A 16851-nucleotide genomic window follows, 5' to 3' on the forward strand; every position below is an offset into this window, starting at 1 on the left:
TCATATGTATGAAAAATAAAACGTCGTCTCTTCATTGGAGGCGACGTTTTATTTTATAAAATATCTATGAATTATCTGTAGAAGGCGGCGTATTCTCCAAACGATTATAAGTTTTAAAGGCTGAAATTGCCGAGATAACCCCGCCTACTAAAAATAAAGCGGATCCTCCAACTAAGATGATACGACTGACATATGTTTCCCGTGCTTCTTCGACTTCTTCTTGTAACGTTGTAGGCATATGAATTCCCCTTTATAAAAGTTGTTTTATAAATAGTATATACAAACGCCTAAAATGTGTTAAAATAACTGATGATTTTATGCAGTGGGTAATTAGATGAGTAGGATGCGAGTGGCTAAATAAATCTTCATCACAAATTTATGCGAACTTCACATAGAGCACATATTAACATTGTATTATGTATATGTACCAAATAAATAAATAAAGTGAGTGTAAGTTCTGTTTTCAAAAATTTAAAATCCTTTTATTTCTATATGAAAGTTTTAATCAAGGGTTTTAAAAAATTTGGAAATAGATCTTATGAATATGGAATTCATATAAAAGGGGAATGTCTTATGACAACATATACGAGTGAAATGAGAAAAACTTTAGTTTCAGAAGAAGATGTAGATATTTTAAAAATTATGGCGCATCCAATCCGACTGCAAATTGTAAATGAATTAAGTACGAGAAAAACTTGTAATGTAACACAATTAACAGAGTTACTGAATATTCCGCAATCTACTGTTTCACAACATTTATCAAAAATGAAGGGTAAAGTGTTACGAGCAGAGAGAAGAGGTTTAGAAATTTATTATCATATTAACAATTTAAAAGCGAGTAAGATTGTTAATGTTTTAGGGTATATAAACTAGTGAAATATTTTTATATAAAATAGCCCCTGCTGTTGAGCAGGGGCTATTTTGTGTTGTTTTATGTATTTGTATTTAAAACTTTATAGTTTTTATGATTTACAATTGTTCGATCAAATTCAAAAGTACCACCGCTTACATTTGTAATTTCAACTAAGACCGATTCAGTATAAAGTTTTAGTACAGATCCTGTAATCTTTAAATTGTTTCGTTGAAAAAGTATAGTATCCCCTACGTTTGCTTTCATAGTACCTCCTTAAAGACAGAAATATTTTTTATTATATATATTAAACCACGGATAGATATATTAGTGAATATTTAGTTTTATTTATTGAAAAAATTTGTGATTTTATAAAAATAAGGTACATCGAAGTATAAAAATTTTTTCTACTTGTAAAGGAAAATTTTAATTTAGCAATTGTATAACATGAGACATAATTTTTATAAAAGAAGATGATAAAACAGTTGTAAGTTGTATTGAAGCTAAACATTATAAAAGCTACTTATGTATTTAATCAGTAGTTTTTTGTATTTCGTCCTTCGTTTTCTGTAACTGATTCCATGTTTTTGACGCTCTATCTTGTAAGTGCTTACATAAGCGGAAACATCTTATATAATGAAGGTGTTAAATCAAAAGAGGTGACCAAAATGAACATAAAAAAAGTAAATTTAGCGAATAGCATTGAAATAGAAAGAGGAGGCGGAAAGGTATGAAAAAATCAACTGTTAATCCATGGTTTGTTGTCTTTGGCACAGTTATAGTACAGATGGGGCTTGGAACGATATATACATGGAGTTTATTCAATCAGCCTTTAGTTAGTAAATACGGTTGGAGTCTTAACACTGTTGCGATAACTTTCTCAATTACTAGTCTTTCTTTAGCATTTTCAACTTTATTCGCGAGTAAATTGCAAGAAAAATGGGGACTTCGTAAACTTATTATGATAGCTGGACTAGCATTAGGACTAGGATTAATACTTAGTTCACAAGCTTCCTCATTGATATTGCTTTATGTACTAGCAGGAGTTGTTGTAGGTTATGCAGATGGTACAGCATATATCACTTCACTATCAAATTTAATAAAGTGGTTTCCAGAGCGTAAAGGTTTAATTGCTGGTATTTCTGTCTCTGCATATGGTTCAGGTAGCTTAATCTTTAAATACGTTAACGCACAGTTGATTGAATCAGTTGGTGTATCGCAAGCATTTATATACTGGGGTTTAATTGTTACAGCTATGATTGTAATTGGTGCTTGTTTAATCCATCAAGCTGCAGATCAAGGAGCAGTTCATGAAACAAAAACTAAGGAATACACAACGAAAGAAATGTTAGGCACAAAACAAGTATACTTATTATTTATAATGTTATTTACATCATGTATGAGTGGCTTATACTTAATTGGTATGGTAAAAGACATTGGTGTTCAACTTGTAGGACTGAGCGCAGCAACAGCAGCTAATGCGGTGGCTATGGTTGCAATCTTCAATACATTAGGTCGTATTATTTTAGGACCGTTATCGGATAAAATTGGTCGTTTAAAAATCGTTACTGGTACTTTTGTTGTTATGGCGAGTTCAGTCTTAGTTCTAAGTTTTGTAGATTTAAATTATGGTATTTACTTCGTATGTGTAGCAAGTGTAGCGTTTTGCTTTGGTGGAAATATCACTATTTTCCCAGCTATTGTTGGCGATTTCTTCGGTATGAAAAACCATAGTAAGAACTACGGAATTGTGTATCAAGGATTTGGATTTGGGGCGCTTGCAGGTTCCTTTATCGGTGCACTTCTAGGTGGATTCAAACCAACGTTCATGGTGATCGGTGTATTATGTGTCGTGTCATTCATTATCGCAATTTTAATTCAAGCACCTAAACAGAAAAAAGAACACGAAGAAGAGTATCGCAGCGTAGCATAAGTATATAAATCTTCTATAACACTATGATTACGAAAAAGCATCCTATTCTATTAATTGGGATGCTTTTTTTATGAGTTATTTTAACAAGGTTAAATTACTTTTGGGATTTTTATAGATGTAAAAGTGAGTGGAATACCTATTTGGATTATATTGGAATATGATAAATTGATACATCGTATTCGAAATATATATTAAATCTTAAATGATAAAGAAGACATTCATTAGCATTTGTAAGATATATTTTCAGAAAAATATTGAGAAAATATATACTTGAGTTTTTCATAAAGCATTGTAAATGAACGTATCTCTAGTTTATCTTCTTCAATTTTAAAAAGAGGAGTTTGAATTTTATTTATAATATAAGTACATTTAATACGTTTAGATATGATTTTATTAAGAAGCATTAAAATGCTTTGTCTGAAAAATAAAAAAGATTGACAAGTTTATTGAGAAGCATTATCATTTCGGTGTAAGATGGTAAATGAAAAACATTATCAATAAAATGGATTTTAAAGTAATGCGCACTTGACCAATTAGTTTAGTAAGTGTATTATTTTTTACAACACTAATGATAATGAAAATCAATATCATAACTATTAGTGTTACTTAATGAAATTAATGTTTATGTGAAAGGATAGAGAAAATGAACTTAGGGGAATTTGATGGGAAAACAGTTTTAGTAACAGGTGCAGCACAAGGAATAGGCAGTGTCGTTGCCAAAATGTTTTTAGAAAGAGGAGCCACAGTTATTGCGGTTGATCAAAATGAAGAGGGGTTAAATGTACTCTTAAATCAAAATGAATTAAATAAAACACGTATGAAAACGTTTCGTTTAGATGTGAGTGATAGCGCTGCTGTTGAAGACATTGTAAATCATATTGCAAATGAAATAGCGCCAATAGATATTTTAGTAAACGTTGCAGGGGTTTTACGTATGGGAGCAATTCATTCGTTAAGTGATGAAGATTGGAATAAAACATTCTCTGTAAATACTACAGGGGTTTTCAATATGTCCCGAGCGGTAAGTAAAAATATGATGTTAAGAAAATCAGGGGCAATTGTTACAGTCGGTTCAAATGCGGCAAATACGCCGAGAATGGAGATGGCTGCGTATGCTGCGTCAAAGGCTGCAACGACGATGTTTATGAAATGTTTAGGACTAGAGCTTGCGGCATACAATATACGCTGCAACTTAGTTTCTCCAGGTTCTACTGAAACTGAGATGCAAAGATTACTATGGACTGATGAGAATGGAGCTAAAAATATAATTGCTGGTTCTCAAAATACATATAGACTCGGAATTCCATTACAAAAAATTGCACAACCTTCAGAAGTTGCTGAAGCAGTGTTATTTTTAGCTTCAGATAGAGCAAGTCATATTACAATGCACAATTTATGTGTCGATGGTGGTGCTACGTTAGGAGTTTAATAAAAATTCAGGAGGTTATTATATTATGAATGAACATACAGCTGTAAAGGAATTGTCAGAAAAACTTTTAGAAGATTATAAGACTGAATCTTCATTCTTTTTCGCTTCACCAACTCGAACGATATTAGCAGAAGGAGAGTTTACTACAGTAAAGCATCGTGAAATTGAAAGTTTCCCAGAGCTTGTGCAAGCGACATTAAGTAATGCGAAACAAGCTGGAAATCCAAATCCTATCGTTGTGGGTGCTTTGCCATTTGATCGTAGAAAAGAAGTCCAACTTATCGTACCAGAATATAGTAGAATTTCTGAGCGTTTACAATTGGATACAACAAATCAGCTTGAAACAAATGAGAACGTAACATTTGAAATGACGCCAGTACCAGACCCTGAAGTTTATATGAATGGTGTGAAGCAAGGAGTTAAAAAAATACAGGACGGTGATTTGAAGAAAATCGTTCTATCTAGATCGTTAGATGTTAAATCTTCCGAAAAGATTGATAAGCAAAAACTTCTGCGAGAATTAGCAGAGCATAATAAGCATGGTTATACATTTGCTGTGAATTTACCGAAAGGTGAAAAAGAGAACAGTAAGACGCTAATTGGAGCAAGCCCTGAATTACTTGTTTCACGTAATGGTATGCAAGTTATTTCTAACCCGTTAGCTGGTTCGAGGCCACGTAGTGAGGATCCAGTAGAAGATAAAAGAAGAGCAGAGGAATTACTTTCTTCTCCAAAAGATTTACATGAACATGCGGTAGTAGTTGAAGCGGTTGCCGCTGCACTTCGTCCGTATTGTCATACATTACATGTTCCAGAAAAGCCATCAGTTATTCATAGTGAAGCGATGTGGCATTTGTCTACAGAAGTGAAAGGTGAACTTAAGGATCCAAATACTTCTTCTTTACAATTAGCAATTGCCCTTCATCCTACGCCAGCAGTTTGCGGAACTCCGATGGAAAAGGCAAGAGAGGCTATACAGCATATTGAGCCATTTGACCGCGAGTTCTTTACAGGAATGCTAGGATGGAGCGATTTAAATGGAGATGGAGAATGGATTGTTACAATTCGTTGTGCTGAAGTACAAGAAAATACACTTCGTTTATATGCAGGAGCTGGAGTTGTTGCTGAGTCAAAACCAGAAGACGAGTTAGCAGAAACATCAGCTAAGTTCCAAACAATGCTAAAAGCTTTAGGGTTAAGAGATAGTTCACTTAATGAAAAATAGGGGGAAGAAAGAATGCTAGTAGGTTATACGGAATGGCCAAAAGAATTTGCCAATCGTTATCGAGAAGAAGGGTGTTGGCTTGGTGAAACATTTGGAGGAGTGTTAAGAGAGCGAGCTGAGAAATATGGAGATCAAATCGCGGTTGTAAGCGGTAAGACGCATGTAACGTACAGTGAACTTGATAAAAAGGTAGATCGTTTAGCAGCAGGTTTACTGAATTTAGGAATAAAGAAAGAGGACAGAGTTGTAATCCAGTTACCTAACATTATCGAGTTTTTCGAAATATGTTTTGCACTATTTCGAATTGGAGCGCTTCCTGTCTTTGCACTGCCTTCACATCGAAGCAGTGAAATTAGTTATTTTTGTGAGTTTGGTGAGGCGAGCGCTTATGTTATTTCAGATAAGGCCCTCGGTTTTGATTATCGAAAACTAGCAAGAGAAGTGAAAGAGAAAGTGCCAACTTTACAACATGTAATTGTAGTGGGAGAAGAGGAAGAGTTTGTGAACATAAATGATCTGTATATGGATCCCATCTCATTGCCAGAAGTTCAGCCAAGTGATGTTGCATTTCTCCAATTATCAGGAGGGACAACAGGTCTTTCTAAATTAATTCCTAGAACACATGATGACTATATTTATAGTTTACGTGTTAGCGCTGAAATTTGTAATTTGAATGCAGAAAGCGTCTATATGACAGTTCTTCCAGTAGCACACAATTATCCAATGAGTTCTCCAGGAACATTTGGAACTTTCTATGCGGGTGGAAAAGTGGTATTGGCAACTGGTGGTAGCCCAGATGAGGCATTTGCTCTTATCGAAAAAGAAAAAGTTACAATTACAGCGCTCGTTCCGCCATTAGCAATGATTTGGCTTGATGCTGTATCTTCTCGTAATGCCGATTTATCGAGCCTAGAGGTTATTCAAGTAGGTGGTGCTAAGTTTAGTGCTGAGGTTGCAAAACGTATACGCCCTACATTTGGATGTACGTTACAGCAAGTATTCGGTATGGCGGAAGGATTAGTGAACTATACAAGATTAGACGATCCGGAAGAAATTATTATTCATACACAAGGTAGACCAATGTCTGCACTCGATGAAGTACGAGTTGTTGATGAAAATGACAACGATGTAAAACCTGGCGAAGTAGGTAGTTTATTAACACGAGGTCCATATACAATTCGTGGTTACTATAAAGCCGAAGAGCATAATGCACGATCATTTACAAAGGATGGATTTTATCGTACAGGAGATCTTGTAAAAGTAAATGAACAAGGATACATCATTGTAGAAGGAAGAGATAAAGATCAAATTAACCGTGGTGGTGAGAAAGTTGCTGCGGAAGAAGTTGAAAATCATCTATTAGCACACGATGCGGTTCATGACGTAGCAATTGTATCTATGCCTGACGATTATTTAGGTGAACGCACCTGTGCTTTTGTTATAGCTCGCGGACAAGTTCCAACTGTAAGTGAATTAAAAATGTTTTTAAGAGAACGTGGTATAGCGGCTTATAAAATTCCAGATCGAATTGAATTTATTGAATCATTCCCGCAAACAGGAGTCGGAAAAGTCAGCAAAAAAGAACTACGTAAAGTCATTGCTGAAAAACTTATTACAGTAAAACAATAATAAAAACCGGAAGGAAGTGATTAGATGGCTATCCCATCTATTTCAGTATATAAAATGCCAATTGAATCAGAACTACCAAAAAATAAAGTGAATTGGACACCAGATCCGAAACGTGCAGTACTTTTAATTCATGACATGCAAGAATATTTTCTTGATGCATATAGCGATAAAGAATCACCAAAAGTAGAACTTATTTCAAATATTAAAATGATAAGAGAAAAATGTAAGGAACTTGGTATACCAGTTGTTTATACAGCACAACCTGGTGGGCAAACGTTAGAACAACGAGGTTTATTACAAGACTTTTGGGGTGACGGTATTCCTGCTGGACCAGATAAAAAGAAAATTGTTGATGAACTTATTCCTGATGAAGATGATATATTCCTAACAAAATGGAGATATAGTGCATTTAAAAAGACAAATCTATTAGAAATTTTAAACGAACATGGAAGAGATCAACTTATTATTTGCGGTATTTATGCGCATATTGGCTGTCTTTTAACAGCTTGTGAAGCGTTTATGGATGGTATAGAACCGTTCTTTGTAGCAGATGCAGTTGCTGATTTTTCACTAGAGCATCATAAACAAGCATTGGAGTATGCATCTAATAGATGTGCAGTAACGACATCAACAAACCTACTGTTAAAAGATTTACAAAGTGTAAAAGGTGATGAGAGTGAAGGAATCACTATACAGGAAGTGCATGAACTAGTTGCACAACTACTTCGTGAGCCAGTAGAGAGTATTGATATTGATGAGGACTTATTAAATAGAGGGCTTGATTCGGTCAGAATTATGAGTTTAGTAGAGAAGTGGCGTCGTGAAGGGAAAGAAATCACTTTTGCAGATTTAGCAGAACGTCCAACTGTTTCAGGTTGGTACAGTTTACTATCTTCACAAACAGCACAGGTGCTGTAACAAATAGACTACATAATAAAGGGGTAGTAAAGAATGCCTAACAGTCAAAAGATTCGTCATTCGTTATCATCTGCGCAGTCTGGTATGTGGTTTGCGCAACAATTAGATCCGCTTAACCCAATTTATAATACTGGGGAATATGTAGAAATAAACGGAAATATTCATCAAGAAATTTTCGAATTAGCTGTACGTAAAGTTGTAATAGAAGCAGAAGCACTTCATGTTCGCTTCGAAGAGGATGAAATTGGCCCATGGCAAGTTATTGAAGAATCACAGTTTTATATGCATTTTATTGACGTTCGTAAAGAAGAAAACCCTGAAGAAGCTGCTAAAGTATGGATGAAAAATGATTTATCTATGCCCGTCGATTTGAAAAAAGATATTTTATTTACGGAAGCACTTATTCAAGTTGAAAATAATCGTTTCTTTTGGTATCAGCGCATCCATCACATTGTGATGGATGGCTATGGCTTTTCACTTCTTAGCCAAAAGGTAGCGAATGAGTATACATCACTTATAGAAGAAACAAACAAGAATGAAAAGCCATTTGGTTCTCTTACAAAAGTTGTACAAGAAGATATTGAGTATCGTGAGTCTAAACAATTTCAGGAAGATCGTACTTTTTGGTTAGAAAAGTTTGCAGATGAACCAGAAGTTGTAAGTTTGGCAGAACGAGCACCGAGAACATCAAATGGCTTTTCACGAGAAACAGCTTATTTATCTAGTTCTAGCACGAAAACTTTACTAGAAGATATCAATATTTCGTTAACAAGTTGGCCGGAATTCATTGTCGCTGTAACAAGTATTTATATGCATAAATTAACAGGTGAAAATGATATTGTTTTAGGTTTACCGATGATGGGGCGTCTAGGTTCTGTATCTATTCATACACCAAGTATGGTAATGAATTTAGTACCACTGCGTCTCACTGTAACTCCAAATATAACTCTTGCGGAATTATTGCAGCAAGTTTCTAAAGAAATCCGAGATGTACGTCGTCATCATAAATACCGTCATGAGGAATTAAGAAGAGACTTAAAGTTACTAGGTGAAAATCAAAGGTTGTTTGGACCGTTAGTGAATGTCATGCCTTTTGATTACGGGCTTAATTTTGCTGGAAATCGTGGTATTACGCATAACTTATCAGCAGGACCTGTAGATGATTTATCAATAAATGTATATAAACGTTTTGATCAAAATGAGCTAATGATTCATTTTGATGCGAATCCCGAAGTATATAATGGCGCGGAGCTAGCATTGCATAAAGAAAGATTTATGAATCTATTTGAATCAGTAATAAAGAATTATGAGAAAAACGAGTCGATTGGAAAAATAAACATTACTCTGCCTGAAGAAAATCATAAAGTTTTATTGGAATGGAATGAGACGAAGGAAGATGATGAGTTAATCAGTCTACCTATATCATTTGAAAAACAAGTGCAAAAAAATCCAAATAAACTAGCGATTACTTGTGACGGTATAAACCTTACGTATAAAGAGCTAAATGAACGAGCGAATGAACTAGCACATTATTTAGTAGAAGAAGGAATACGACCAAATCAGTTTGTAGCTTTAGTATTCCCTAGATCAATAGAAATGGTAGTTAGTATGCTAGCAGTCTTAAAGGCTGGTGCAGCATATTTACCAATAGATCCAGAATACCCAGCAGAAAGAGTTAATTATATAGTAGATGATGCAAAACCAGTTTGTATCATAACACATTCATCTGTTTCATCTAAGTTAGTTATAGAAAATGGTATGAAAAAAATTGTATTAGATGGCGAAGAAACAAAACTAGCGTTATATACATATTCTCGTATGAATATAGCATGTAAGAATGATGTATCACTTTTAAACCCAGCCTATACAATATATACTTCAGGCTCAACAGGAAACCCAAAAGGTGTAATTGTTCCTATGAGAGGTTTAAGTAACTTTTTAATGGCTATGCAACAAAAGTTTTCGTTAAATGAAAATGATCATTTATTAGCAGTTACAACTTTTGCGTTTGATATTTCTGCTCTAGAAATTTATTTACCTCTTATTAGTGGTGCAAGTTTAACAATTGCGCAAAAAGAAGACATACAAGAGCCTTCTGCATTAACGACACTTTTGCAAGAAGAAAGAGTGACCATTATGCAGGCTACACCGACGCTTTGGCAGGCGTTAGTAACTGATTATCCAGAGAAGCTACAAGGGCTAAATATACTTGTTGGTGGTGAAGCTCTTCCAGCGCATTTAGCAAATAAATTAAAAGAATTAGGTTGCTCAATAACTAATTTATATGGACCAACTGAAACGACGATTTGGTCTACTTTCATGAACATTGATGAAAGTGAAAAGGGTATACCTCCTATTGGAAAGCCAATTTCCAATACAGAAGTGTATGTATTGGATGCAGGGTTACAACCAGTTCCATCTGGAGTTATTGGTGAATTATATATTGCAGGGGAAGGACTTGCAAGCGGATATTTAGGAAAACCTGAGTTAACAGCTGAACGGTTTGTTGCAAATCCTTATGGAGAATCAGGGAAGCGCATGTACCGTACAGGAGATCTTGTGAAATGGCGTAGTGATGGTGCGTTAGAGTACATTAGTCGCGCAGATCATCAAATTAAAATTCGTGGATTCCGAATTGAATTAGCTGAAATTGAAACGGTATTACAACGACATGAAAATATTCAACAAGCGGTAGTAATGGTACGAGAAGATCGCCCAAATGATAAACGCATCATTGCATATATCATTGCAGAAGAAAAGGAACCGATTAATCTTTCAGAAATTCGTTCTTATGTTTCAGAAAGTTTAGCGAATTATATGATACCATCGGCATTTGTTGTGCTAGAAGAATTACCATTAACGCCAAATGGTAAGGTTGACAGAAAGAAATTACCTGCGCCTGATTTTAATGGAATGAACAATGAGAGGGTTGCTAGAAATCCGAAAGAAGAAATATTATGTGATTTATTTGCAGAAGTACTTGGTGTTTCTCGAATTAGTATTGATGATAATTTCTTTGAAATGGGTGGACATTCCCTTCTTGCATCTCGTTTAATGGCAAGAATTCGTGAAACGTTAAGTATGGAATTAGGTATCGGGAAACTATTTGAATCACCAACTGTTGCCGAACTGGCGAAACAATTAAACCATGCAAAAAGTGCAAGACCAGCTATTCAGAAAGCAAGTAGGCCAAATGAAGTTCCACTTTCATTTGCACAGCGCAGGTTATGGTTCTTAAATTGTTTAGAAGGTCCAAGTCCTACTTATAATATTCCGCTAGTCATTCGCATGAATGGAATATTGAATGAGGAAGCATTACAAGGTGCTTTTTATGATGTAGTTGAGAAACATGAAACACTTAGAACAATTTTCCCTAACGTATTAGGTAGTTCCTATCAGAAAATTTTAGATATGGAAAACTTAAATCTAGAAATGATTATAACAAAAACATGTAAAGATGAATTAGAAAGTGTACTTTCAGAGGCGGTAAGATATAGTTTTAACCTCGATATTGAGCCGGCAGTTCGTTTGCAACTTTTTACAGTGAGTGAAAACGAACATGTATTATTAATTCTATTACATCATATTGTAGGTGATGGCTGGTCATTACAGCCGTTAACGAGAGATTTTACAGCGGCGTATAAGGCACGATGTCAAGGTGACAGAGTTCAGCTGGAGACACTTCCAGTTCAATACGCAGATTATGCACTTTGGCAACAGCAATTGCTAGGTGATGAAACGACACCAGAGAGTCTTATTTCAACACAATTAGATTTTTGGAAAGAAGAACTTAAAGGTTTACCAGATCAAATGGAGTTACCTACAGATTTCCAGCGTCCAATTGAGACGAGTTACCGCGGGGAAACAATTCATTTTCATATAGATGAAGGTATGCATAGTAGGTTAGTAGAGCTTGCACGTAAAAATGGAGTTAGTTTGTTTATGGTGTTACAAGCAGGGCTTAGTGCACTATTTACAAGATTAGGTGCAGGCACTGATATACCAATTGGAAGTCCGATTGCTGGAAGAAATGATGATGTACTTTCAGATATTGTTGGTTTATTTGTAAATACATTAGTGTTACGTACAAATACTTCAGGAGATCCAAGTTTTAAAGAATTATTAAATAGAGTGAAGCAGGTAAATCTTACAGCTTATGAAAATCAAGATGTTCCATTTGAAAGGCTTGTTGAAGTGTTAAATCCAGTACGTACTCGAAACAGCCACCCGTTGTTTCAAGTTATGTTAGCTTTTCAAAATACACCAGAAGCAACGTTTAATGTACCAGATTTAGAAGCGAGCCTTGAAATTCAAAGCGTCGGTTCTGCAAAATTTGATTTAACATTTGAAATTAGTGAGAGTAACGGGGTTGATGGTACTCCGAACGGTTTACATGGATTACTAGAGTTTAGTACCGATTTATATAAACGTGAAACGGTTCAAAAACTAATAGAACGATTCATTTTGTTATTAGATGATGCGGCGACAAATCCGGATCAATCCATTGGCAGATTAGAAATATTAACTTTAGCAGAGAAAAATACAGTATTAGAAAAGTGGAATGGTGGTTTTCAAATTGCACCAGAAATGACATTGCCACAATTATTTGAAAAACAGTCTCATATAAATCCAAATTCTATTGCTGTTGTCTTTGAAGATAAGAAATTAACTTATGAAGAGTTAAATAGAAAAGCAAATAAAATAGCTCGATTCCTAGTAGCAAAAGGGATTGGTCCTGATCAACTCGTTGCTTTAGCGATGCCAAGATCATTAAACATGGTGGTAAGCTTATTAGCTGTTCTTAAAGCTGGTGCTGGATACCTTCCGTTAGATCCAGATTACCCAGCAGATCGTATTTCATTTATGCTACACGATGCGAAACCATCATGTGTTTTAACGAATTCAGAAGTGGAAATTGAATGTGACGAGGCACTAAAAGTTTTAGTTGATGATGTGAAAGTAATAGCAGAAGTTGAGAAATATAGTGAAGACAATATTGATGAAGTGGAACGAATTAAGCCATTATCTCCATCACATATTGCTTACGTTATTTATACATCAGGCTCAACGGGTAGACCGAAAGGCGTTATGATACCTCATCAAAATGTAGTAAGACTTTTAGGGGCAACTGATCATTGGTTCCAGTTTGACGGAAACGATGTTTGGACGATGTTCCATTCATACGCTTTTGATTTCTCGGTTTGGGAAATTTGGGGACCTTTATTATACGGAGGGCGTTTAGTTGTAGTGCCACATACTGTAAGTCGCTCGCCGAAAGAATTTTTACAGCTTCTTGTTAAAGAAAAGGTTACGGTTTTAAATCAAACTCCATCAGCGTTCTATCAATTGATGCAAGCAGATCGTGAAAATGAAGAGATTGGCCAAAAATTATCTTTACGATATGTTGTTTTTGGAGGAGAAGCACTTGAGCTAAGTCGCTTAGAAGATTGGTATAGTCGACATCCTCATAATGCACCAAAGCTTATTAATATGTACGGTATTACGGAGACGACAGTACATGTTAGTTATATTGAATTAGATGAAACTATCGTCTCTTTACGAGCAAATAGTTTAATTGGGTGCAGTATACCTGACCTTAAAGTGTATGTGTTAGACAACTATTTACAACCAGTGCCACCTGGAGTAGTTGGAGAAATGTATGTTGCAGGTGCAGGGCTTGCGCGTGGATATTTAGGAAGAGCAGGATTAACGGCTGAACGCTTTATCGCAGATCCATTTGGCAAGCCAGGTACAAGAATGTATCGTACAGGAGACTTAGCTCGCTGGCGTAAAGATGGGACGCTAGATTATATAGGACGTGCAGATCATCAAATAAAAATTCGTGGATTCCGAATTGAATTAGGAGAAATAGAAGCAGTCATAATGAAGCACCCTAAAGTTGAGCAAGTAGCCGTTATTGTACGGGAAGATCAACCAGGGGATAAACGGTTAGTTTCTTATATCGTCGCATCAAATGAAGAAGAGATTGATACGAATGAAATGCGTCAGTTTGCTAGTGGTAGTTTACCAGATTATATGGTTCCATACGCTTTTGTAGTAGTAAATGAGTTACCTTTAACTCCAAACGGTAAATTAGATAGAAAGGCATTGCCAGCTCCAGAATTTATCGCATCATCTTCTAGTCGTGGTCCAAGAACACCGCAAGAAGAAATGTTATGTGACTTGTTTACAGAAGTGCTAAGTGTACCACAAATTGGAATTGATGACGGATTCTTTGATCTTGGTGGGCATTCACTCCTTGCAGTGCAGCTTATGAGCCGCATTAAAGAGGCGCTTGGAGTGGAACTAAACATTGGCACTTTATTTGCAGCACCGACTGTTGCAGGGTTAGCTGAAAGACTTGAGATGGGGAATGGTCAAAGTGCACTTGATGTGTTGCTTCCATTACGAGCAAGCGGGGATCAATTACCACTATTTTGTGTACATCCAGCAGGTGGATTAAGTTGGTGCTATGCAGGACTTATGAAATCTTTAGGAACAGATTATCCAATCTATGGTGTACAAGCACGTGGTATTGCTAAAAATGAAGAACTTCCAAAAACTTTAGAGGAGATGGCGGCGGATTACTTGAAACACGTTCGTGAAGTACAGCCTCATGGACCATATCGTTTACTAGGCTGGTCGCTTGGAGGAAATGTTGTGCATGCAATGGCGGCGCAACTACAAAATGAAGGGGAAGAAGTAGAATTACTCGTTATGCTTGATTCTTATCCTGGACACTTCTTACCGAATACGGAAGCGCCTACTGAAGAGGAAGCGTTAATAGCATTACTTGCTTTAGGCGGATATGACCCAGATAACATGGATGGTAAACCACTTACAATGGAAAGTGCAGTTGAAATCCTTCGTAAAGATGGAAGCGCATTAGCAAGTCTTGAAGAAGAGACTATATTGAACTTGAAAGAAACATATGTAAATTCAGTAGGGTTGTTAGGGAAATATGTACCGAAAGTTTATAACGGAGATATCTTATTCTTTAGATCTACTGTTATACCAGATTGGTTTGATCCTATTTCTCCAAATACGTGGCTAAATTATTTAGACGGACAAATTGTGCAGCACGATATTGATTGTAGACATAAAGATCTATGTCAGCCAGGTCCACTCACGGAAATTGGACAAGTATTAGCGAAATATTTGCAGAATAAGAAAGGGGTAAGTAGAGTATGACGAATCCATTTGAAAATGATAATTACGCATATAAAGTATTAATAAATGAGGAGGGCCAGTATTCTCTCTGGCCTGCTTTTCTCGATGTACCTATTGGCTGGAATGTCGTATATGAAGAAGCTAGTAGGCAGAGCTGCTTAGAATATGTTGAATATAACTGGAAAGATTTGAATCCAAAAAGTAATCAGGTTCGCGAAAAAACATTAGCAGGAAAACGATAATGAAAGCAAAACTAAATCCAAAAGTAGTTGTAAGTATCGTGTATATAACTGCGATGTTTATGGCTGCGATGGACGCAACGATTGTAAATGTAGCACTGCAAACGATAAGTAGAGAACTACAAGTACCTGCATCTGCAATGGGGACGGTTAATGTTGGGTATTTAGTTAGTTTAGCTGTTTTCCTTCCGATTTCTGGTTGGTTAGGAGATCATTTTGGGACGAAAAGAGTATTTTTAATTGCTCTTTTCGTATTTACAATCGCTTCTGCTTTATGCGGAATGGCTAACGATATTACTTCATTGAATATTTTCCGTATCATTCAAGGTGCTGGTGGAGGGCTTTTAACACCGGTCGGAATGGCGATGTTATTTCGAACATTTTCACCAGAGGAAAGACCGAAGATTTCCCGGTTCATTGTACTTCCAATTGCTGTAGCACCAGCAGTTGGTCCTATCATCGGTGGTTTCTTTGTAGATCAAATGTCTTGGCGTTGGGCATTTTATATTAATCTACCGTTTGGAATCGTTGCATTGCTATTTGGACTTCTATTTTTAGCAGAGCATGTTGAAAAATTAGCTGGTCGCTTTGATTCTCTCGGTTTTATTTTATCAGCACCAGGATTTGCGATGCTCATATATGCACTCAGCCAGGGACCATCAAAAGGGTGGATTTCTCCAGAAATTATGAGTACCGGGGTAGCTGGGATTGTATTCATTGCGTTGTTTATAATCGTAGAACTGAAAGTAAAGCAACCGATGTTAGATTTACGCTTATTAAAAGAACCAGTATTTAGAAAGATGAGCATTATATCATTATTTTCATCAGCTGGTTTATTAGGAATGTTATTTGTTTTTCCACTTATGTATCAAAATGTGATAGGAGTTTCCGCGCTGGAATCAGGACTTACGACATTTCCAGAGGCGATTGGATTAATGATTTCTTCACAAATTGTGCCATGGTCATATAAGAAATTAGGAGCCCGAAAGGTAATTTCTATTGGATTAATTTGTACCGCGGTTATCTTTATTTTATTAAGTTTTGTAAATCACGATACGAATCCGTGGCAAATCCGGGCATTATTGTTTGGCATCGGTATTTTCTTAGGTCAATCTGTCGGTGCGGTTCAATTTTCTGCCTTTAACAATATCACGCCGCCTTCTATGGGGAGAGCGACTACTATATTCAATGTGCAAAATCGATTAGGTTCAGCAATAGGAGTAGCTGTTTTAGCTAGTATACTAGCTGGTTTTGGAAGTAATAACGTTCAATCCGATTTTTTACCATATCAAGCAGCATTAATTGGATCAGCAATATTTTTGCTCATAGCACTACTATTTTCTTTACGTATTTCCGATAAAGAGGTAATGTCAAAGAAGAAAGAAAAAACATTATCAGTATCAGAAAAAGAGAAAGTACTTGTCAATGAATAACAATATACGTATGGTTTTTTATGAA

General features: G+C 35.9%; 11 protein-coding genes. 9 read left to right on the forward strand and 2 right to left on the reverse strand.

Annotated features, from left to right (window positions below):
• Positions 1-64: 64 nt before the first annotated feature.
• Positions 65-238, reverse strand: coding sequence for a hypothetical protein (locus JFU02_RS31005; protein ID WP_001143355.1), 174 nt, complete (start codon positions 236-238; stop codon positions 65-67).
• 335 nt (positions 239-573) lie between these two features.
• On the opposite strand from JFU02_RS31005, the gene JFU02_RS31010 reads away from it, so the two are divergent.
• The gene (locus JFU02_RS31010; RefSeq protein ID WP_000214801.1) at positions 574-873 is read left to right on the forward strand and encodes an ArsR/SmtB family transcription factor; all 300 of its coding nucleotides are present in this window, start codon (positions 574-576) and stop codon (positions 871-873) included.
• A gap of 58 nt (positions 874-931) precedes the next feature.
• Here the strand turns inward: JFU02_RS31010 and JFU02_RS31015 are convergent, their stop codons facing one another.
• On the reverse strand, positions 932-1117 hold the full coding sequence (locus JFU02_RS31015; RefSeq protein ID WP_000646793.1) for a YkvS family protein: 186 nt from the start codon (positions 1115-1117) through the stop codon (positions 932-934).
• A gap of 463 nt (positions 1118-1580) precedes the next feature.
• Here JFU02_RS31015 and JFU02_RS31020 point away from each other — a divergent pair, with 463 nt between their 5' ends.
• From JFU02_RS31020 to JFU02_RS31055, 8 genes are all read left to right on the forward strand, one after another.
• Positions 1581-2783: an L-lactate MFS transporter gene (locus JFU02_RS31020; protein WP_201072098.1), complete on the forward strand. Its 1203-nt coding sequence runs from the start codon at positions 1581-1583 to the stop codon at positions 2781-2783.
• A 643-nt stretch (positions 2784-3426) separates the two neighbouring features.
• The gene (gene dhbA, locus JFU02_RS31025; protein ID WP_001048426.1) at positions 3427-4212 is read left to right on the forward strand and encodes a 2,3-dihydro-2,3-dihydroxybenzoate dehydrogenase; all 786 of its coding nucleotides are present in this window, start codon (positions 3427-3429) and stop codon (positions 4210-4212) included.
• Positions 4213-4237: 25 nt separating this feature from the next.
• Complete coding sequence (gene dhbC / locus JFU02_RS31030; protein WP_001002142.1) at positions 4238-5437, forward strand: isochorismate synthase DhbC; 1200 nt, start codon at positions 4238-4240, stop codon at positions 5435-5437.
• A 12-nt stretch (positions 5438-5449) separates the two neighbouring features.
• Positions 5450-7066, forward strand: a complete 1617-nt coding sequence (locus JFU02_RS31035; protein ID WP_061666997.1) for a (2,3-dihydroxybenzoyl)adenylate synthase — start codon at positions 5450-5452, stop codon at positions 7064-7066.
• Positions 7067-7090: 24 nt separating this feature from the next.
• The gene (locus JFU02_RS31040; RefSeq protein ID WP_098867658.1) at positions 7091-7984 is read left to right on the forward strand and encodes an isochorismatase family protein; all 894 of its coding nucleotides are present in this window, start codon (positions 7091-7093) and stop codon (positions 7982-7984) included.
• 33 nt (positions 7985-8017) lie between these two features.
• A complete protein-coding gene (locus JFU02_RS31045; RefSeq protein ID WP_086406115.1) occupies positions 8018-15175 on the forward strand; it encodes an amino acid adenylation domain-containing protein in 7158 nt (2385 codons plus the stop codon).
• Positions 15172-15396, forward strand: coding sequence for an MbtH family protein (locus JFU02_RS31050; RefSeq protein ID WP_061666999.1), 225 nt, complete (start codon positions 15172-15174; stop codon positions 15394-15396). The genes JFU02_RS31045 and JFU02_RS31050 overlap by 4 nt, the downstream gene beginning before the upstream one ends.
• Positions 15396-16826, forward strand: coding sequence for an MDR family MFS transporter (locus JFU02_RS31055; protein ID WP_061667000.1), 1431 nt, complete (start codon positions 15396-15398; stop codon positions 16824-16826). Before JFU02_RS31050 ends, JFU02_RS31055 begins: the two co-directional genes overlap by 1 nt.
• Positions 16827-16851 lie beyond the last annotated feature (25 nt).

Origin of the sequence: Bacillus sp. TH13, from assembly GCF_016651175.1 — a bacterium.
Classification (GTDB): Bacteria; Bacillota; Bacilli; order Bacillales; family Bacillaceae_G; genus Bacillus_A; species Bacillus_A thuringiensis_S.

Excerpts from the sequence above, each read along its gene's own strand:
- JFU02_RS31045 (WP_086406115.1), top strand. The coding sequence starts at position 8,018 with ATGCCTAACAGTCAAAAGATTCGTCATTCGTTATCATCTGCGCAGTCT.
- JFU02_RS31040 (WP_098867658.1), top strand. The coding sequence starts at position 7,091 with ATGGCTATCCCATCTATTTCAGTATATAAAATGCCAATTGAATCAGAA.
- JFU02_RS31035 (WP_061666997.1), top strand. The coding sequence starts at position 5,450 with ATGCTAGTAGGTTATACGGAATGGCCAAAAGAATTTGCCAATCGTTAT.
- JFU02_RS31005 (WP_001143355.1), bottom strand. The coding sequence starts at position 238 with ATGCCTACAACGTTACAAGAAGAAGTCGAAGAAGCACGGGAAACATAT.
- JFU02_RS31055 (WP_061667000.1), top strand. The coding sequence starts at position 15,396 with ATGAAAGCAAAACTAAATCCAAAAGTAGTTGTAAGTATCGTGTATATA.
- dhbA (WP_001048426.1), top strand. The coding sequence starts at position 3,427 with ATGAACTTAGGGGAATTTGATGGGAAAACAGTTTTAGTAACAGGTGCA.
- dhbC (WP_001002142.1), top strand. The coding sequence starts at position 4,238 with ATGAATGAACATACAGCTGTAAAGGAATTGTCAGAAAAACTTTTAGAA.
- JFU02_RS31010 (WP_000214801.1), top strand. The coding sequence starts at position 574 with ATGACAACATATACGAGTGAAATGAGAAAAACTTTAGTTTCAGAAGAA.
- JFU02_RS31050 (WP_061666999.1), top strand. The coding sequence starts at position 15,172 with ATGACGAATCCATTTGAAAATGATAATTACGCATATAAAGTATTAATA.
- JFU02_RS31020 (WP_201072098.1), top strand. The coding sequence starts at position 1,581 with ATGAAAAAATCAACTGTTAATCCATGGTTTGTTGTCTTTGGCACAGTT.
- JFU02_RS31015 (WP_000646793.1), bottom strand. The coding sequence starts at position 1,117 with ATGAAAGCAAACGTAGGGGATACTATACTTTTTCAACGAAACAATTTA.